The following is a 19,858-nucleotide window of genomic DNA, read 5'->3' as shown; positions in this document are numbered from 1 at the left end:
GCGCCTGTTTTCAGTGACCGGAGCGACCATTTATGCGACTTTACCAGGGCATTCGCAGCCTGATTCTGACCATTCTCCGCAAGATTCTGTTCTTGTGGGTGCGGACAGACGTCAGCGGCAACAGCGCCGAGTCCCTGGGCCTGGATCCGGACAAGCCGGTCTGTTATGTGCTCCAGTACAGCTCTTTGTCCAGCCGACTGGTGCTGGAACAAGAGGTCATCCGCGCCGGTCTGCCTGGTGCTACGGAGGCCTTGCCCGTGAAAAACGGGCCCTCCCATTCGTTTTTCTTTCTCTATCGTCGAATCGGAGGCCTGTTCAGCGGCGGACGCCAGACACCGGTTCCCACCACCGAATTCAAATCGCTGGTCCGGTACGGCCTCGAGCACCCGGACCAGGATGTACAGATTGTGCCAGTGTCCATGTTCTGGGGCCGGTCACCGGACAAGGAAAAATCCCTGGTCAAACTGCTGCTGTCCGACACGTGGTCAGTGGCCGGGCGCCTGCAGAAGTTCCTGATTATCATGGTGCATGGCCGCAACACTTACGTGCAGTTCAACCAGCCACTGTCCCTGAAACAGGTTATCGACGAATACCGCCATAGCGAGGAACGCGCCAACCGCAAGCTCGCCCGCCTCCTCCGCACACACTTCAGACGTGTGCGCCAGGCCGTGCTCGGGCCAGACCTGTCCCATCGCCGCACTCTGGTGGAAGGGCTGGTCCGCACCCAGGCGGTGAAGGAGGCAATCCGCGAAACCGCAGCCCGGGATGACATTCCACCCGAGAAAGTGCGCGCGAAAGCCTATAAGTATGCAGACGAAATCGCCGCCAGCATGTCCATCGTGACCATCCGTTTTCTGGAAGTGGTCCTGTCCTGGCTCTGGAACCGGATCTACAACGGCATTGCCGTGAACAACATCGAGGTGGCCAAGGAGGTTGCCCAGGACAACGCCGTGGTCTACGTCCCCTGTCACCGGTCCCACATTGATTACCTGCTGTTGTCCTATGTGCTCTACAAGAACGGCCTGATGCCCCCGCATATCGCTGCCGGCATCAATCTGAACATGCCCATTGTCGGGCCGATTCTGCGGCGGGGCGGCGCCTTCTTCATGCGCCGCTCATTCCGGGACAACCCGTTGTATGCCACCGTGTTCAACGAATACATGCACGTGATGTTTTCCCGGGGTTACTCGGTGGAGTATTTCGTGGAAGGTGGTCGCAGTCGTACCGGACGCATGCTGCCGCCGCGTCCGGGCATGCTGTCGATGACCGTGCGCAGCTTCCTGCGGGATCACCGTAAACCCATCGTCTTCGTACCGGTCTACATCGGCTATGAAAAAGTCATGGAAGGCCGCTCCTATCTGGGCGAGTTGCGCGGCAAGAAAAAACAGAAAGAGAGCGTGTTCGGGCTGGCCAAAACCGTCCGCAAACTCACCAACTCCTTCGGCCGGGTGGCCGTGAATTTCGGGGATGCCATTCCGTTGGCCGATGTTCTCGACAATGTGCATGAAAGCTGGCGCCAGGAAGCCTATGACGCCGAGTACCGGCCAGCCTGGCTGAGCCAGGCCGTTGACCAGCTCTCGCTCCGTGTGGCTTCCAACATCAATGCCTCGGTCGCGGTCAATCCGATCGGCATGACCGCCACGGTACTGCTGGGAACCGATCGGCTGGCGATGGACGAAGGCCAGCTGATCCGCCTGATGGATCAGTATGCCGGCCTGCTCAAGGCCTTTCCCTATGCTGACACCGTCACCCTGCCGGAAGGATCAGGCAAGGACTGGGTGGCCTACTGCGAGGACATGGGGCTGGTCACCCGCCAGCCGCAAAAACTGGGTGACATTATTGCCCTCGAGGGCAGCAATGCCATTCTGATGACCTACTACCGCAACAACATCCAGCACCTGTTTGCCCTGCCCTCGCTGGTTGCTAGCCTGTTCGAGAACAAGGATTCCCTGCGTCGGGACAAGATCGTGTTCCTGGCGACCGTGGCCTACCCCTACCTGCAGTCCGAACTGTTCCTGAAATACTCTGCAGACGAGGTGGAAGGGGTCATCAATCACTGGATTGATATCCTGGTGGAGCAAGGGCTGCTGGAAGCCCTGGAAGACGATCGAATTGGCCGCCCGGAGGAAGGCACTGACGCCATGCTCCGGCTGCGGGTCCTGTCCCGGTTCATTATCCAGACCCTGGAGCGATACCACATCGCCCTGGGCATCCTGAGAAAATATGGCTCAGGCACGATCAGCGCCGCTGAACTGGAAGAACAGAGCACACTGCTGGCCGAGCGGATGTCGATCCTGTTCGGTCTGAACGCACCGGAATTCTTCGATAAGACCCTGTTCAGAAACTTCATAGCCAATATGCAGGAGAACGGCGTCATCACCACCGATGACAACGGCCTGATCAACTACGGCGAAGGTCTGGAGGAAGTCGCGGAGGATGCCCGACTGGTACTGAGCGTGGAGAAACGCCAGGCCATCCAGCAGGTCACCATGCTTGGCGCCTGATGGTTCAGGCCGCTGGCAGCGCCTTGAGAGCGTAGATGTCGTAACGACTGCTCTTGCCCTCGACCCGGGTGCTGGGCTCGGGGCCTTCGATGGTGGGAGCCTTACGGGGGCGTTTGACCACTACCCGGTAAGTCGCCACTTTCAGGGCAGCGGCAAGCAGTTCAGAGGCATCCTCGTCATCGCCCACGATCTGCCGGAACACTTCCATTTCTTTCTTTACCCGGGCCGACTTGTCCCGGTGCGGGAACATGGGGTCCAGGTAGACCACATCTGCCGCCCCACTGTCAGCCTGCCGCAACCAGTCTATGCTGCTGCCGGCTGCCAGGGTCATCCTGGCAACGATCGGTGCGCAGTCGACGTTGAGCGCAGCACGGGCCAGGCCGTCCTCCAGTAGAGCATGGATGACAGGATTGCGTTCGAACAGGGTCACTTCGCACCCGAGGCTGGCGAGAACAAAGGCATCCTGGCCGAGGCCCGCGGTCGCATCCAGCACGTGAAGCCTGGCCTTCGTTTTCTGCAAGCCCACGGCACGGGCAACCAGCTGGCCGGCACCGCCTCCGTGCTCACGCCGGTAGCCCATCTTGCCGGAAACAAACTCGACCCGGACCGGACCGGGGGCGCCCTTCCCCGTCAGCTGCAGACAGAGCCCCTGCTCATCCAGGAACAGAAGTACCGGCACCTCGGCGATGTCTCGGGGACGAACCACCCCGAGATAGGGAAGCCCCAGGCGTTCGCTGAGCTCCTCAGCCCGGGCGTGATCCCCCAGGGGGCTACGGGCAATAGCGAGGGACGGGGAGGAAAGGTCAGGACGGGGAGTCGCCACGGCTCACTCGCGGCCAGGCAGCTTTTTCCAGGCCACCTCATCACGGATATAGACGGGTTGCGCCTGTTCCGCCGGAACGGTCCGACCCTCTGCGGCCGGTTTTTCCGCCAGACGCGCCACCCAGCTGGCCCGTAACAACAGGTCCGGCACGACAGAGACCATCGGGCCGGAAACCTCTGCCGGCATCTGGTTCCGGAATTGCCAGCCGGGACCCGCGCCGTACCAGTGTTCGGCCTTTCCGGACAGGCTTACCGCAGCAGGCGGACAAACGCGTTCCTCGCCGAGCAGTTCGGGCCGGCCGCCGTTGCGGCGATAACAGCCCCAGTAGACTTCGCCCATGCGGGCATCGAAAGCGACGGCCACGGCATCGCCCTCGGAGATGTCGAGGGATTGCATCGCCCCGAGGGCGACCGCGGCAAGGGAAGAAACCGGCACCACGGGCAGGTCCAGACCCCAGGCCAGTCCCTGCACCACGCCGGTCGCTATCCGCAAGCCGGTGAAGGAGCCGGGGCCGCAGGCAAACGCAAGGGCATCCAGGTCCGCGGGCACCAATTCCTTCTCCGCCAGCAGTTCCCGCACCATGGGCATCAGCAGCCGGGTATGGCCCCGGGGCGCGACCTCGAATCGCTCGGTTATCTCGCCATCAACCAGAAGGGCTGCGGAGCAGCCCTCTGATGACGTATCCAGTGCCAGCAGTTTCACGGCAGTGAATGCCTCGACGTCAATGGTTGATTACTGGAGCTTGGACAGGATCTGGTCGCGGATGCTGTCCAGGCTACCAACGCCTTCCACGCGCACGTACTTGGGTGCAGCGGAAGAATCCTTCTCGGCCCAGTCCTGGTAGAAGCCAATCAGCGGAGCAGTCTGCTCGTGGTAGATTTTCAGGCGCTTGCGAACCGTTTCTTCCTTGTCATCCTCACGCTGAACCAGCGGCTCACCGGTTTCGTCGTCCTTGCCTTCGACTTTGGGCGGATCGTATTTCACGTGATAGATCCGGCCACTGCCCTCATGAACGCGACGGCCGGACAGGCGACTGACGATTTCCTCGTCATCGACGGCAATCTCGACCACGTAGTCGATGGCAATGCCCTGATCCTTGAGTGCTTCTGCCTGGGGAATGGTGCGCGGGAAGCCGTCCAGCAGGAAGCCGTTCTTGCAGTCCGGCTGCTGGATACGCTCTTCAATCAGGGCAATGATGATGTCGTCAGACACCAGACCGCCGGAGGCCATGACTTCCTTGACCTGGTTTCCCAGCTCGGAACCGGACTTGACCGCAGCCCGCAGCATGTCGCCGGTGGAAATCTGGGGAATGTCGAAGCGCTCAGTGATGAACTGTGCCTGAGTCCCCTTACCTGCGCCTGGCGCGCCTAACATGATGATTCGCATAACGCTGTGCTCCCGTTTTAGTCATTATCGTTTGAAAAGCTGTGGCAAAAACGCCTGCCTTTGCGACAACCTCTCTCGGCGGGACAAATGTCAGCCCGGAACGGCGAAGGCGCATTATACGAAGTCAGCCTGCCCATAGAAAGTCGACCTCAGTATCATGCACTGAAAAGCAGCACTACAGGACTCCTGAATGGGTCGGCGGGGCGTTCAGGATGGGCGGGAAGAGGTCAGTGCGTCAAGGTCGGGGGACAGGCTGTCGATATCCTTCTCGAAGTCTTCCACCGCATCCTGCCTGAGGCCAAGGGAGCCGAGCAGAACCGGGACGTTATCCTCGTTGAACTCATCCCCTATGCCCCTGGCTTTCAGCAATCCGTTCGCCAGCTGCACCATCAACACGTAGGTCTCATGTTCACCGGTATAGCCCTGATGCTGATGCATGCCGGCCGCCTTGATAACCGGCTCGGGCAGCTGCCAGAACCGATGCAAAAGGCTACCGACGGCGCCATGGCCCACCGCCAGCATGCCCTCATCGCCGCCGTGACCGAATACCTGCTGCTCCAGGGACTGCATGCTGGCTTCCGGATTGCTTTCCCGAAGCCGACTGAGTTCCTCGAATTCCGACGGGAACAGATACCCCAGCAACGGCAGGCCGAAATTGTGCAGCAACCCGCACAGGTAGGCCATGTCCCGGTCTGCCCCACATCGGGGCGCGATCCGTTGACACAGGAAGGCACAGTAGAGCGCGTGAGACCAGAACGCCTGCATGCCCAGGATACCCTCGCGCGGAATTCCGAAACCGCCGACCAGGGCGCTGCCCTGGACAATGTGGGACACCCGTTCGATACCAAGAACACCGGTCACGGCCTGACGCACCGTTTCTACCTGACCGGAGGTCTCGAACAGCCCGGATCGAGCATAACGCAGGACCTGAGCCGTCAGACTGGGGTCCAGTTCGATGACGTCGGCGAGGTCCTCGGCGACTGCCCCGCCAGTGGCTGCCATGCCGAGAATCTGGGGCGCCAGTGCGGGCATCGGCGGCAACCTGTAGATTTCCCGCAACTTGGAGGCAACTTCATCCAGTGTCAGCGCCCCACGGTCACCACCACCCTGGCCATGGATCACCAGGCGGGCCCGAAATGCGTCTGCCAGCAGGACTTTCAGGGTTTCCCTGTCGAGTTCGATCAGCGCATCGCTTCGACCGCCGGACAGCAGGACCGATTCCGCATCCATGACATCCTCATCCACCAGCACCGGCACACGGTAGGCACACCCGACCGGCGGCACGAATCCCGGTTCACAGTCCTCGAAAATCCGTTGGCTCTGTCGCGCAGTCAGCGGCTGAAGCCGGCGCCCGGTCAGCTGCTGTACCGCCGGCAGGTCCAGCGTGCTGTCAAAGCGGTGAACTGCCATGACGACACCGTCAATGTCGAGCAACAGCGTAGCCCGGACAAAATCGTGTTGTGACCTGCCCGATGCGATCACCGCCGCATCCAGGTTTGGAACTGGCTCGATGGCCAACTCCCGATAGGCCAGCCCCTTTTCGGTCAGATAGTGCTCCAGCTTGGCAGCAAGCGCCACACCCGGTACTCCTTTATCTGTGTCTGACAGTCAGCTGGCGCCAGGTCAGCCCGTGTTACGCATACCGGCCGAGATACCCGCCATGGTGACCTTCAGGGCCCGTTCCACCATCTCCGGAACTTCGCCCTTGCCTTCACTCTCCCGGTCTCGCCTGAGGAGCTCGGCCTGGAGGTAATGCAACGGATCCGTGTATGGATTACGCACTCTCATGGAATGCGCAAAGACCGGTTCCTGCTCCAGCAGTTCCTGCTGCTCCTTCAGTTCCAGTACACGGCGAATACAGCCGGCAAGGCGTTCACGCAGGCCCTTACCGAGCACCTGCAACTTGCGGTCCTCGATCAGGGTCTCTTCATAATAGCTGGCAATCCGCAGATCGGCCTTTGCCAGCACCATCTCGAGCATATCCACGTACGTTCGGAAAAACGGCCAACCCTGCATCATTTCCCGGAGCTCCGGCAGCCGGTTTTCCCGGGCCGCCTCCTCCAGCGCCACATCACTGCCCAACCAGCTTGGCAGCATCAAGCGCATCTGGGTCCAGGCAAAGATCCACGGAATGGCCCGCAGGCTTTCCACCCCGCCAGAGGGCTTGCGCCGGGCCGGGCGGCTACCAAGGGCGAGTTTGCCAAGCGCCTGCTCAGGCGTCACCTGACGGAAGTACGGGACAAAGTCCGGATTCTCGCGGACCACTTCCCGATAGGCTTTCAGCGACCGTTCGGTCAACCAGTCCATGGTTTGTCGCCAGCTGCCCTCGGGCTCGGGTGGTGGCGCCAGGGTCGCCTCGATCACCGCCGTGCTGTACAGAGTCAGGCTCTGGACCGCCAGGTGTGGCAGGCCAAACTTGAAGCGAATCATCTCGCCCTGCTCGGTGATCCGGAAACTCCCGTTCACAGAACCCGGCGGCTGCGACAATATCGCCCGGTTGGCGGGACCGCCGCCCCGGCCGACCGTGCCACCACGACCGTGGAACAGGGTCAGGTGAACACCATACTGGCTGGCCACCTGGGTGAGCTTCTCCTGGGCCTGGTACTGCGCCCAGGCCGCCATGAGCTGGCCGGCATCCTTGGACGAGTCGGAATAGCCGATCATCACTTCCTGGCGACCCTGGCAATACTCACGGTACCACTCCACCTCATACAGCGCCGCCATGGCATCCGGGGCGCCACGAAGGTCGTCCAGGGTCTCGAACAGCGGCACCACCCGCATCGGGAACTTCATGCCGGCTTCCCGTAACAGCAGGATCACACTCAGGACATCCGACGGCTTGCTGGCCATGGAGATGACGTAGGAACCGAGGGCCTCGGGAGTCTGCGCCGCGACCACTTCACAGGTCGCCAGCACTTCCCGGACATTGTCGGAAGGCTCCCAGTTGCGAGGCACCAGCGGCCGACGGCCCTGCAGCTCCCTGACCAGAAAGGCCTGGCGCTGGTCCTCGGTCCAGCTGGCGTAGTCGCCCAGCCCGAGATAGCCGACCATTTCCGCCACCGCCTCGGCGTGCCGGGAAGCCTCCTGGCGGATATCGAGGCGGATCAGCGGCAGGCCGAAGGTGTGGGCGCGCCGAATGGTATCCAGCAAGGGCCCGTTGGCGATGGTCTCCAGACCGCATTCCATCAGGGAGCGATAGCAGAGTTCCAGAGGGCCCGTGAGGTCTTCATTCTCGAACAGGATACCCTCAGAATCCGCCGGCTGCCCGTGAACCCTGGCCTCGGCCCAGTCCCGGGTTTTGACCAGTCGTTCCCGGAGTTCAGCCAGCACCTGGCGATACGGTTCCCGGGCATCCCCTACTCTCGCCTTCAGTTCATCGCTGGCCTGCCACATGGAAAGCTCGGCGCGCAGCGACTGGATATCCCGGAGGAACAGATCCGCCGCCATCCATCGTCCGAGCAGGAAGACGGTTCGGGTCACCTCATGGGTGACGTTCGGATTACCGTCCCGGTCACCGCCCATCCAGGAGGCGATCCGGATAGGCGAGACGTTCAGTGGCAAGCCCTTGCCGGTGGCATCCGACAGAGACGTATCAAGACTTCGCAGAAAATCAGGCAGGGCCTGCCAGAGACTGTTCTCGATGACGGCAAACCCCCACTTGGCCTCGTCCACCGCTGTCGGACGCTCATGGCGGATCTCGTCCGTGTGCCAGGCCTCGGCAATCAAACGGGACAGTCGCGCGATGATCTCGTCCCGCTCAGCCGGCATGAGATCCTCATGGTCGAGCTGAGACAGGCACTCGGACATCTCGTCGTATTTCATGATCAGGGTTCGACGGGCCACCTCTGTGGGATGGGCGGTCAGCACGAATTCAATGCGCAGATCGGCAACCCGGCGATGCAGCTCGTCCGTGGACACACCTCCGCCCTTGAGCCGGTCAAACACTTCGCCGAGGGACTCCACCATCAGATCGGACTGGTGTCCGCGTTTGCGGCGGATACCATGATACTGCTCAGCGAGGTTGGCCAGGTTGAGAAACTGGTTGAAGGCTCTTGTAACCGGCAGCAACTCATCGTCGCTGAGCTTTCTGAGCAGGCTCACCAGCCGCTGGCCGGAGCCGCTCTCCTGCCGGCGGTCCGCCTTCGCGGCCGCACGGATTTCCTCGATCAGGTCGTAACACTCCTGGCCGGGGAAACGCTGGATACTCTGGCCCAGCAGTTCGCCCAGCATTCGTACGTTTTCGCGCAGATCCGGGTGTAGCTCAGTCACATTGACGTCCTTTTGAATTGACGGAGGCGAAGTAAACTTACGATACTAAGAATCAGCCGAGAAAGTCTATTGGCGCAACCGCTTGTGGTCGCAAGGAGTATTCATGAAAGTGACTGATCTTCCCAAGCACTGGGAGAAAGACAAAGAGCCCGTGGAACGCACCCACGACTACAACCTCCGCCTGCCGCTGGAGGATGCTGCCAGGATTGCCGCCCTGGCAGAGCTGTACCCGGACCGCACCGAGTCGGACATTCTGAACGACATGATCGGTGCCGCCCTGGACGATCTGGTGCGTCAGAGCCCGATCAAGGACAAGCTGGAAAGCAAGGACAAGTAAACAGGGGCGGGGCATCGTGCCGGAGTGGTGGCTTCCACCACTCCGGCAGGGTAAGTCAGGCTGGCAATCTTCCGGTGGTCAGGCCACGGATTCCAGCTGTCGGGCCTTGAGGCGCTGGATGTGCTTCTGGCTCAGGCTGACAAATTTCGGAGTCAGTCCCTGATCCTCGTAGATCTCGAAACCATCCTCGTCGTAAGCAACCACCCGGGTACCCTGCACGTAAGGAAAGCTGGTTTCCAGCTCATCCAGGGCCGCGGAAATCAGATCCCGCATCAGGTCTTGAGGAGACTTCATCGGGTAGAGCGCCGCAAGCTTCTCAAGTCGCTTGTGATGCTGGTCAGACAACGCCATGAAGTAGGCGTCTCGGGTCAGCCGTCCCCGTGCGTGCTTGTCCCAGTAGTTGACCAGATCTTTGATTTTCATGGTGCCTGCACTCCTGCATCTTATTGATAGCATCCGGCGCACTGAAAGCGTGCGTCCGATACCGGAAGTGTAGACGAAGCCTCCTGTTTGGGAACCACCGAATTGGTAACGGATTGTACTTACCGAACACGGGTTCTCAGTTCCCGGAGCGGTCCTTCTCGACACCCTTGACCGCCTGCCAGATGGCATCCAGCGCCTCGAGGGACTCCTCGTCCATGTCACGCCCCTCCCGCGCCAGCACCTCCTCGATCGCCCGGAACCGGGCCTCGAATTTGTGGTTGGTGCGTTTCAGGGCCTGCTCAGGATTCACTTTCATGAACCGTGCCAGGTTGACACAGACAAACAACAGATCACCGAGTTCATCCTCGACGGCATCACGGGCGCCCGTGCCACTCTCAGCCGCCTGCCAGGCCTCCTTGAGTTCGTCGATTTCCTCATGGAGTTTGTCGAACACCGGTGAGATATCCGGCCAGTCGAAGCCGTGGCGGGCCGCCCGACGCTGGAGTTTCTCCGCCCGGGCCATGGCAGGCAGGGTTCGGGCAATACCCTCCAGACGGCTGGCCGGCCCCGCGGCCTCGGGCTTGTCAGCCCGCTCTTCAGCCTTGATGCGCTCCCAGCTTTCCTTGATCCAGGCCTCATCGGGCCGGTTGTCGGGGTCAATGCGGCTTTCCAGGGTGCCCTCGGGAAAAACGTGGGGGTGACGCCGCACCAGCTTGCGCACCAGGTGATCGACAACGCCATCAAAATCGAAATGACCATCCTCACGACCGATCTGGGCATAAAAGATGACCTGAAACAGCAGGTCGCCCAGCTCGTCTTTCAGGTGACGATAGTCCCCTCGCTCGATGGCATCCGCCACCTCGTAGGCCTCTTCGATGGTGTGCGGCACAATGGTGCCGTAGGTCTGTTTCGTATCCCACGGGCAGCCGGTTTCCGGGTCCCGTAAACGGGCCATCAGGGTCTTGAGATCATCGATGCTGTAACTCATCCGCGCTTGCGCCTCACGTCAATGATGTTTGGCAGATTACGGATCTGCGCCAGCAGCCGTGCCAGCTGCTCAAGACTGGAAATTTCCACGGTGACGGTCATGGTCGCAGTGTTCTCATCCTTGTTCGTCAGCGTGTTCAATGCCAGCACATCGCTTTTTGAGGCAGACAGCACCTGGGTGATATCCCGAAGCAACCCGGAACGATCGTAGGCCTCGATCTCGATATCCACCGGATAGACTGCCGCCGGTTTGCCACCCCAGTTCACTTCGATGATCCGGTTCGGCTCGAATTCCCGAAGGCTCAGGAAAGTCAGGCAGTCCAGGCGATGGACGGTCACGCCCCTACCCACGGTGATATAGCCACCGATGGCATCTCCGGGTAAAGGCTTGCAGCATCTCGCCACCTGTGTCTTCAGCTTGCCCACACCGAGAATCTGGATATCCGACTCGGTGTCGTAGGGTTTCTTGCGCTGGGTGGTCAGTTTCAGGTCCAGCTGTTCAGACCTGGGCTCCAGCATCTGCTGGGCCACGTTAGCCACGTGGGTCGGGCGCAGATCTCCGGCTCCGATCGCCGCAAACATATCGGCAGAGCTGTGGCAGTTCACTTTCCGGGCGAGTTCCTCAAGATCCACGTCGTACAGCGACAACCGCTTGAACTCGTCCTCGAGAATGGCCCGGCCATCGACGATATTGCGGTCGCGGTCCTGTTGCTTGAACCAGTGGGTTACCTTGGCCCGGGCCCGGGACGTCTGGATATAGCCCAGGCTCGGGTTCAGCCAGTCGCGGCTCGGTGTCGGATTGTTGGAGGTCAGGATGAACACCTGATCGCCGGTCTTCAGCGGATAGGTCAGCGGTACGATCCGGCTGTTGACCCTGGCCCCCCGGCAGGCATGGCCGATTTCGGTGTGTACCCGGTAGGCAAAGTCCACCGGCGTTGAGCCCTGGGGCAGATCCACCACATGGCCTTCCGGAGTAAAGACATAGACCCGGTCCGAAGCCACGTCGGACTTCAGGTGATCGGCCAGGCCCGACAGATCCCCCAGCTCTTCCTGCCACTCCAGGACCTGGCGCAGCCAGTTGATCTTGGCATCATACCCCGCAGACTTGTTGTGCTTGTCGGTCCCCTTGTACAGCCAGTGGGCACACACCCCCAGTTCGGCCTCCTGATGCATCTTGTGGGTCCGGATCTGCACTTCCATGACCTTGCCCTCGGGCCCGATCACCGCGGTATGGAGCGACTGGTAGCCATTTTCCTTCGGGTTGGCGATGTAGTCGTCGAATTCGTTGGGAATATGGCGCCAGAGGGAATGCACAATACCCAGCGCGGCATAGCAATCCCGGACTTCGGGCACCAGGATGCGCACAGCCCGCACGTCATACACCTGGGAAAAGTCGATGCCCTTGCGGCGCATTTTCCGCCAGATACTGTAGATATGCTTGGCCCGGCCCGAAAGCTCGCCTTCGATGCCAGAGGCCCGGAGTTCCTTGTTCAGAGTGTCGATCACCCGGCGGATGTACCCCTCACGATCGAGGCGCTTTTCGTCGAGAAGCTTGGCAATCTTTTTATAGGCGGATTCATGCAGGTAGCGGAAGGAAAGGTCCTCCAGCTCCCATTTGATGTGACCGATACCCAGCCGGTGAGCCAGGGGCGCGTAGATATCGAAGACCTCCCGGGCAACGCGCATGCGTTTCTCTTCCGGCGCGTTCTTGACCGCCCGGATGGCACAGGTACGTTCCGCCAGCTTGATCAGGGCAACCCGGACATCGTCAATCATGGTGACCAGCATCTTGCGCACGTTATCCAGCTGGCCTTCACTCTGCCCCAGCACATTGCCCTTGAGCGGGTGGTGGATGGAGGAAATGGCGGCCATCTGCTGGACACCGTTGATCAGCCCGGCGACTTCATCGCCGAACTCCTTGCGGATTTCCTCCAGGGGAACCCGCTCCTCGCGCACCGCCCGATAGAGAATGGCGGCAACCAGACTGGCCTGGTCCAGATGCAGCTCTGCAAGCACCTGGGCCATCTCCAGCCCGATCCGGAAGCTGCTGGACCCCGGCGCCCACAGCCGGTCTTCCCGGAACGCCTGCAGGTCGATTTCCGCCGCCTTTTCACAGGCCCGGCGGAACTGGTCAATATCGTCGAGATTGGTCTGCGAGGCGATGTGGCTGACGCATCTCTCGATGTCCACTTCGCCATCGCCGGTCACGGCATAATCTTCGCGAACTTTTACCATATCGGTCTTGTTATTCCTGTTCGTTGTCGCCGTCATCCCTGACCGCGCTCAATCCTGTTCAGCGCTCTGCACGCTCGAACAGGGCGATCGACTCCACGTGGGTGGTGTGCGGAAACATGTCCATCACACCGGCGCGCACCAGCCGGTAGCCGTTACGCACCAGGACGCCCGAATCCCGGGCCAGAGTCGCCGGATTGCAGGAGACATAGACAATCCGATCGGCTCCGAAAGCCGTCAGATACTTGCAGATGTCCTCCGCGCCGGAGCGGGGCGGATCAATCAGAATCTTGTCAAAGCCCTCTTTGGCCCAGGGCTGGCCGGTAAAATCACCGTGCAAATCGGCACCGTGAAAGGCCACATTCTCCAGGCCATTGCGTTCGGCATTCTCCCGCCCTCTCACGACCATGGCCTCGTCACCCTCGACACCTACCACCTGGCCACCACGTCGGGCCAGCGGCAGGGTGAAATTACCCAGCCCGCAGAACAGATCAAGTACCCGTTCATCCGGCTGGACATCCAGCCACTCCACGGCACGGTGTACCATGCTTCGATTGATGCCTGCATTGACCTGGGTAAAGTCCATGGGATGAAATTCCATGGTCAGGCCAAACTCGTCCAGGCGATAGCTCAGCCGCTCATCGGCCCGGCCCGTTGATTCTGGCCATATCCGGTGTACCGTGTCGGGCCCTTTGGGCTGCAGGTAAATATGCAAGTCATGGGCCTGACCGAACCCGATCAGTTTTTCCCGATCGCCGGCACTGAGGTCATCCATGTTGCGGAATACCATGGCTGCCGTATCGTCACCGCACGCCACCTCGACCTGGGCAATCCGGTCAAAGGCGTCCATGCTGTGCAACAGTTCGCGCAGCGGCATGATCCGTTCCCCGATGCGCGGGTCCATAACCACACAACGGTCGATATCGGTCAGGAAACTGTTGCGCTTCTCCCGGAATCCCACCAGCACGGACTCCCGGGCCTTGACGAAACGGACACCCAGTCGGGCCTTGCGCCGATATCCAAGGCTGGCGTCGGAACGCATCGGCGCCACCCATTCCTCCGGTTCTATGCCCCCGAAATGGGCAAAATGCTGGCGCAGGGTATCTTCCTTGAACCGGATCTGGGCATCGCTGCTCATATGCTGCAGGCTGCAACCACCGCACAGGTCGGCAAATTCACAGGGAGTCTCCTGACGCTCGGCCGAGGGCTCCAGCACCTCCAGGGCGCGCAGTTCGTCGAATTTGCTGCGGGTGGAGACGACCTTCGCCATCACGGTCTCGCCGGGCAGGGCGCCATCCACGAACTGGGTCTTGCCGTCATTGCGGGCAATGCCCCGGCCATCATGGCTCAGGGACTCAATCACACAGCGCACAGGTTCCTTGGGCAGGACCTTCCTGCGTCTTCTACTCATACTGAAATCTCTTGCTGGCTGGTTCAGGCGCCGGGAAAGACGCCTGTCGACAGGTAACGATCGCCGCGATCACAGATAATGGCCACGATCACGGCATTTTCAACCTGCTCTGACAATTTGAGGGCGGCTGCGATGGAACCGCCGGAGGAGACACCACAGAAAATACCTTCCCGGGCTGCCAGGGCACGCATGGTGTCCTCGGCCTCTTCCTGGCCGATATCGAGAACCTGGTCCACGCGGGTGGCATCGTAGATCTTCGGCAGGTATTCCTCGGGCCAGCGACGGATACCCGGAATCGAAGCGCCCTCTTTCGGCTGCAGACCGATGATGCGGATATCGGGATTGCGCTCCTTCAGATAACGGGACACGCCCATGATCGTGCCGGTCGTGCCCATGGAACTGACAAAGTGGGTGACGCGCCCGCCGGTCTGCTCCCAGATCTCGGGCCCGGTGGTGCGGTAATGGGCCAGCGGGTTGTCGGGGTTGCTGAACTGGTCCAGCACCTTGCCCTTGCCTTCCGACTCCATCGCGAGGGCCAGGTCGCGCGCCGCCTCCATGCCCTCTTCCTTGCTGACGGTAATGATCTCGGCACCGTAGGCGCGCATCGAGGCCCGACGCTCTTCACTCATGTTGGCGGGCATGATCAGTACCATACGGTAGCCCTTGATGGCCGCGGCCATGGCCAGGGCAATTCCGGTGTTGCCACTGGTGGCTTCGATCAGTGTATCCCCGGGCTTGATCTCACCACGGCGCTCGGCCTCCTGGATCATGCTCAGTGCCGGACGGTCCTTCACCGAACCGGCCGGGTTGTTGCCCTCAAGCTTCGCCAGGATGACGTTGCTGGTATCGCCCGGCAGGCGCTGCAGGCGAACCAACGGGGTATGACCAACATAATCTTCAATGGTGGGGAAATTCATAATAAAACCCTGTGGTACACTTTTGGCTCCGAATCATACGCGTTATGACCCCGGCATCCCAATACAGCTTCTCGCTATATCCATGACCGGTGGCTATAACCTGTGATTTTCTATCCGGTCCGGGACAGATACCACAGTCAGTTCCGGCCGGATCATCTATTCTGACAGGGAAGTGACTCCGGGTTTATTCCCGTAGCCAGGCAATTTTCAGGAAAATCCTATGCGGCGCTGGGGCATTCGCAAGAAAGTTCTGGTGGTGACTCTGGTCCCCACCCTGCTGACCACCCTGATACTGGGGATGTTCTTCACCTACAGCTGGGTTAAGAATATCGAGAGCCTGCTGGGCGATCGCGGGGAATCACTGTCACGGCAACTGGCCGCCGGTTCCGAGTATGGCCTGTTTACCGCCAATCGCAGCCTGCTGAGCACGCTTTCCAATTCCCTGCTGGAAGAACAGGACGTCCGTTCGATCACCTTCTACGGCAGCGACGGTCGCCGCCTGCTTCATACCGGCCCGGGGAGCTCCGAGGCCGCCATTTCCGGAACGCTCCCGCCGGATCATGCCATCCGCATGACCAGCGAAAACAGCACGCGCTTCGTGACCCCGGTGCACCTTCAGGACCTCATGATCGAGACGATGCTGGATCCGGACGCCCGCCAGTCCATGGGCGCGCTGAACAAACCTCTCGGCTGGGTTTCGGTGGAGATGTCCCACGTCCGCACCGACAAAGAAACCTACAAGGCCATGCTCCTTTCCCTGCTGCTGGTGCTCGGTGGCGTGCTCTTGAGTCTCGCCATTGCCATGCGCCTCAGTCGCGCCTTTACCGGACCCGTGTTTGAACTGAATGAGGCGGTGGCAAAGCTCAAGGAAGGCAAGCTCGATACCCGCGTTCATACCGGTGCGGGTCCGGAATTCGAACAGCTGGAATCGGGCCTCAATGACATGGCCGAAGAGCTGAGCAAGGCCCAGGCCGAGATGCAGCAGAATATCGACCAGGCAACCGAAGATCTCCGGGAGACCCTCGAAACCATCGAGATCCAGAATATCGAACTGGACTTCGCCCGCAAGGAAGCGCTGGAAGCCAGCCGGATCAAATCCGAATTCCTGGCCAACATGTCCCACGAGATCCGGACCCCGCTCAACGGCATCATCGGCTTCACCGAACTGCTGCTGAAGAGCCCCCTCCCCCGGCAGCAACGGGATCACCTCAATACCATCCGGAAATCCTCGGAGATCCTGCTGACGATCATCAATGACATCCTGGACTTCTCCAAGATCGAGGCGGGCAAACTGATCCTGGACCGGGTGCCCTTCCAGCTCCGGGACATCATCGAGGAAGTCATGGTCATGCTTGCGCCGGCAGCCCACAGCAAGAACCTGGATCTGGCCCCGCTGGTCTATAACGATGTGCCGGATAATGTCATGGGTGACCCGCTGCGGGTCAAGCAGATCATCACCAACCTCGTGAACAACGCCATCAAGTTCACGCAGACCGGCGAAGTGGTGCTGAGGGCCAGCCTGGAAGATGAAGACCAGGAAAACAACCGTGTCAGCATCAAGATCAGCATCACGGATTCCGGCGTCGGACTCTCCCGCGCCCAACAACAGTCCCTGTTCAATGCGTTCAGCCAGGCGGACGCCTCTACCGCACGGCAATATGGCGGCACCGGGCTTGGACTGGCCATTTCGAAACGCCTGGTGGAGGAAATGGGCGGCCAGATCGGGCTGGAGAGTGAGTTGGGCAAAGGGTCCACGTTCTGGTTCACCCTCAACACCGAGCTGTCCGCTACCGGCGAGAGCGTTATTCCGCGGGACGCGCTCCGGGGCGAGAAGGTCATCTACCTCGAGCATCAGAAAACCACCGGGTTGGCAGTGGAACACATGCTGCGGGACTGGGGCGTTGTCGTGGACCGCGTTGCCTCGGCAGGGGCAATGCAGGAGCAGATCGAGGAAGCGCAGAAGGGGCAGGCCGGCTATGCCGTTGCGATCATCGGCATCACCCGTCACCTGCTCAACTCCAACCAGTACCGGACCCTGTTGCAAAACCTGGAAGTCGAGCGCGATTGCAGGACACTGCTGCTCACGCCCACCCTGGAAACCCACGATGCCGGGCTGTCCGGCATCGCCAGCGGCCATCTGACCAAGCCGGTTTGCCGCAACGCCTTGTATGACGAATTATTGATGCTCGTTCATGGCATCAATGCCGGCAGTGGATCACTGACCAACTATTCCCTGGAGACAGGGCGACAAGTCAGGAACAACACCCCCAGGGTGCTCGCCGTTGACGACAACGAGGCCAACCTGAAGCTGGTCATGGCCTTGCTCAATGATTGCCACCTGGAGGCTGAGTCGGCGTCCAACGGCTTCGAAGCCCTGAGCAAGGTTCGACAGAAGCCGTTCGACCTGGTGTTCATGGACCTGCAAATGCCCGGCATGGATGGCGTTGAAACCACTGCCCGGATCCGGGAACTGGACACCAACACCCACCGGACCCCGATCATTGCGCTGACGGCCCATGCCCTCGCCGATGAACAGGAGGCTCTCGCCCGGCAAGGTTTTGACGGCTATATGGCCAAGCCCATCAGCAGCACCGAACTTACCGCGATCATTCGGGACTACACCGGCTTTGACTGCCGGCACGATGGTGAGGCACCCCATATCCCCGAGGTCCGGGACACCCGCCAGGCCTTGCGGCCTTCATCCCGCAAGATGCAGCAGGATTGCGTGAGCGTCACGGAAAGCATCCAGCTGGCCGCCGGCAAGCCGGACCTTGCGGAGGAACTGTTCAGCATGCTGATTGAGCAGCTCCCCACGGACAGCCGGAAAATCAGGGAGTTCTGGAAAAAGGAAGAGATGGAGAGCTTGCTGGATTGCGTCCACAAGCTCCATGGCGCTACCCGCTACTGCGGGGTTCCGGAGTTGAGGGCCGCTGCCAACCAGCTGGAAACGGCTCTCAAATGCTCGACGCCGGATACCGGCGCCTATCTGGAACAACTACTGAATGCCATTGAGCGGCTGCAGGCATGGAGCGATCAGACCGACTGGCAACAGCTTTTCAGGCAGGATGGCTACCAGACCGGGACCGCCCCCTGACGGGAGATCTCAGCCGCGCCGGCCGGCCCGCTCAATAATGGCCTTCATATTGGCCACCGCGTCCTTCAGGCCGGTGAACAATGCCCTGGCAATAATGGCGTGGCCGATGTTGAGCTCGTTGATACCGGAAATGGCTGCCACCCGTTCGGTATTGTGATAATGAAGACCGTGGCCGGCGTTCACGATCAGGCCCTTTTTACGGGCATAGGCCACGGCATTGGCGATAATCCCGAAAGCCTCGTCTTCCTCCGCGGCGGTTTTTGCCTCGGCGTACTCCCCGGTATGTAGTTCCACGACCGGCGCACCGCAGCGTACCGCAGCGTCAATCTGGACCGGATCCGGATCAATGAACAGGGAAACCTCGGCACCGATCCGGCCCAGCCGCTCGCAAGCCCGGGCTACCCGGGTCTCCTGGCCATCGACATCAAGGCCGCCTTCGGTGGTCAGCTCTTCCCGCTTCTCCGGCACCAGGCAGACACACTCCGGCCGAACCTGCTCGGCAAACGCCAGCATGGCGTCGGTCACAGCCATTTCGAGATTCATCTTGGTTTGCAGGACTTCCCGCAACAGCAGGACATCGCGGTCCTGGATATGACGCCGGTCTTCCCGGGGATGAATCGTGATACCGTCGGCGCCGGCCTCCTCGGCAAGAATCGCCGCCTGCACCGGATCGGGATACCGGGTACCACGGGCCTGGCGCAAGGTGGCCACGTGATCAATGTTGACGCCGAGCAATACTCTAGGATTCATGGTGTTCTCCCCGAAGGTGAGTGAAAAGGCTACGACTGTTCAGTGGGCGGCCCTGCAGCAAATAGTTGACCAGCACCCGCATGATCCGTTTGGCAAGCCGGCGGCTCGCGGCCGATTCCAGGTCTCCGGCGGCGATCGCCAGCAGAACCTCACCCGGCAATTCCTGCAAACGCACACCCTCGAACGGTTTCGAAACAATGCCCTGCTCCGGATCATAGCAATAGCGCTGGCCGGCCTCGACCGCTTCCCCGGAGTCGGTGGTTTGGTCCCAGGCAAAGTCGTACCCCAGTGCGCTGGCGAAAGCCTGTTCGAACCGGCGCAACACCGGCTCTATATCGCGGGTCCGGGACAGTTCGGTGATGGCATCGATGTAGGCGGCAAACAGGGTCGGATGCGGGTCGGCAGCCGGCAGGATCCGCTGCAGCAATTCGTTCAGGTACAGACCGCTGTAGAGCGCCCCGGTGCGCTTCAGTTCCGGCCCCGGGCGCACCTCAACCTGTGTCAGTGTCTTGAGGTCACCGCGCCCGGCCCAGTCCAGCAGAAGCGGCTGGAACGGCTGAAGCTGCGCCTTGAGCGGGCTTCTGGCACTGTTTCCGCCGCGGGCGATGACGGTCATCCGGCCACGATTCAGCGTGAAGACATCGACCATGAGGCTAGTTTCCCGCCACGGGCGGCGGTGGATGACATAGGCGGGCTCCTGCTGCTCCAGCCCCCTCATAAACGCC

General features: G+C 60.9%; 15 protein-coding genes. 3 read left to right on the top strand and 12 right to left on the bottom strand.

Features of this window, described 5'->3' with window-relative positions; all coding sequences use genetic code 11:
* Window positions 1-32 precede the first annotated feature (32 nt).
* Entirely contained in the window at window positions 33-2,504 is a 2,472-nt protein-coding gene (plsB, locus tag MD273_RS15515; protein ID WP_239038705.1) for a glycerol-3-phosphate 1-O-acyltransferase PlsB, read from the top strand.
* 4 nt (window positions 2,505-2,508) lie between these two features.
* Here plsB and MD273_RS15510 read toward each other — a convergent pair whose 3' ends face one another.
* The 5 genes from MD273_RS15510 to ppc form a co-directional block, all read right to left on the bottom strand.
* Window positions 2,509-3,327 (bottom strand): class I SAM-dependent methyltransferase, encoded by an 819-nt coding sequence (locus tag MD273_RS15510; protein ID WP_239038704.1) that lies wholly within the window; start codon window positions 3,325-3,327, stop codon window positions 2,509-2,511.
* 3 nt (window positions 3,328-3,330) lie between these two features.
* Complete coding sequence (tsaB, locus tag MD273_RS15505) at window positions 3,331-4,029, bottom strand: tRNA (adenosine(37)-N6)-threonylcarbamoyltransferase complex dimerization subunit type 1 TsaB (protein WP_239038703.1); 699 nt, start codon at window positions 4,027-4,029, stop codon at window positions 3,331-3,333.
* Between the two features lie 30 nt (window positions 4,030-4,059).
* A complete protein-coding gene (gene adk / locus MD273_RS15500; protein ID WP_239038702.1) occupies window positions 4,060-4,713 on the bottom strand; it encodes an adenylate kinase in 654 nt (217 codons plus the stop codon).
* 207 nt (window positions 4,714-4,920) lie between these two features.
* Window positions 4,921-6,291: an HDOD domain-containing protein gene (locus MD273_RS15495; protein ID WP_239038701.1), complete on the bottom strand. Its 1,371-nt coding sequence runs from the start codon at window positions 6,289-6,291 to the stop codon at window positions 4,921-4,923.
* Window positions 6,292-6,336: 45 nt separating this feature from the next.
* Window positions 6,337-8,982 (bottom strand): phosphoenolpyruvate carboxylase, encoded by a 2,646-nt coding sequence (gene ppc / locus MD273_RS15490; protein WP_239038700.1) that lies wholly within the window; start codon window positions 8,980-8,982, stop codon window positions 6,337-6,339.
* Between the two features lie 103 nt (window positions 8,983-9,085).
* Between ppc and MD273_RS15485 the strand changes: the two genes are divergently transcribed.
* Complete coding sequence (locus MD273_RS15485; protein WP_239038699.1) at window positions 9,086-9,319, top strand: hypothetical protein; 234 nt, start codon at window positions 9,086-9,088, stop codon at window positions 9,317-9,319.
* 78 nt (window positions 9,320-9,397) lie between these two features.
* Here MD273_RS15485 and MD273_RS15480 read toward each other — a convergent pair whose 3' ends face one another.
* From MD273_RS15480 to cysM, 5 genes are all read right to left on the bottom strand, one after another.
* Window positions 9,398-9,742 carry a pilin assembly protein gene (locus MD273_RS15480; RefSeq protein ID WP_092004802.1) on the bottom strand — a complete coding sequence of 115 codons (345 nt, stop codon included), beginning with the start codon at window positions 9,740-9,742 and terminating at the stop codon, window positions 9,398-9,400.
* Between the two features lie 136 nt (window positions 9,743-9,878).
* On the bottom strand, window positions 9,879-10,730 hold the full coding sequence (gene mazG / locus MD273_RS15475) for a nucleoside triphosphate pyrophosphohydrolase (protein ID WP_239038698.1): 852 nt from the start codon (window positions 10,728-10,730) through the stop codon (window positions 9,879-9,881).
* Window positions 10,727-12,964 (bottom strand): GTP diphosphokinase, encoded by a 2,238-nt coding sequence (relA, locus tag MD273_RS15470; protein ID WP_239038697.1) that lies wholly within the window; start codon window positions 12,962-12,964, stop codon window positions 10,727-10,729. Before relA ends, mazG begins: the two co-directional genes overlap by 4 nt.
* 58 nt (window positions 12,965-13,022) lie before the next feature.
* Entirely contained in the window at window positions 13,023-14,372 is a 1,350-nt protein-coding gene (gene rlmD, locus MD273_RS15465; protein WP_239038696.1) for a 23S rRNA (uracil(1939)-C(5))-methyltransferase RlmD, read from the bottom strand.
* 23 nt (window positions 14,373-14,395) lie between these two features.
* The gene (gene cysM / locus MD273_RS15460) at window positions 14,396-15,289 is read right to left on the bottom strand and encodes a cysteine synthase CysM (RefSeq protein ID WP_239038695.1); all 894 of its coding nucleotides are present in this window, start codon (window positions 15,287-15,289) and stop codon (window positions 14,396-14,398) included.
* Window positions 15,290-15,509: 220 nt separating this feature from the next.
* On the opposite strand from cysM, the gene MD273_RS15455 reads away from it, so the two are divergent.
* Complete coding sequence (locus MD273_RS15455) at window positions 15,510-18,383, top strand: ATP-binding protein (RefSeq protein WP_239038694.1); 2,874 nt, start codon at window positions 15,510-15,512, stop codon at window positions 18,381-18,383.
* Between the two features lie 9 nt (window positions 18,384-18,392).
* On the opposite strand, the gene pdxJ is transcribed toward MD273_RS15455, so the two are convergent.
* Both pdxJ and recO read right to left on the bottom strand, forming a co-directional pair.
* Entirely contained in the window at window positions 18,393-19,133 is a 741-nt protein-coding gene (gene pdxJ / locus MD273_RS15450) for a pyridoxine 5'-phosphate synthase (protein ID WP_239038693.1), read from the bottom strand.
* The gene (recO, locus tag MD273_RS15445) at window positions 19,123-19,851 is read right to left on the bottom strand and encodes a DNA repair protein RecO (protein WP_239038692.1); all 729 of its coding nucleotides are present in this window, start codon (window positions 19,849-19,851) and stop codon (window positions 19,123-19,125) included. Before recO ends, pdxJ begins: the two co-directional genes overlap by 11 nt.
* Window positions 19,852-19,858 lie beyond the last annotated feature (7 nt).

This window comes from Marinobacter sp. C7 (assembly GCF_022343555.1).
GTDB lineage: Bacteria > Pseudomonadota > Gammaproteobacteria > Pseudomonadales > Oleiphilaceae > Marinobacter.
The sequence above is the reverse complement of the archived record's forward strand: the minus strand, read 5'-3'. Positions and strand labels throughout refer to the sequence as shown.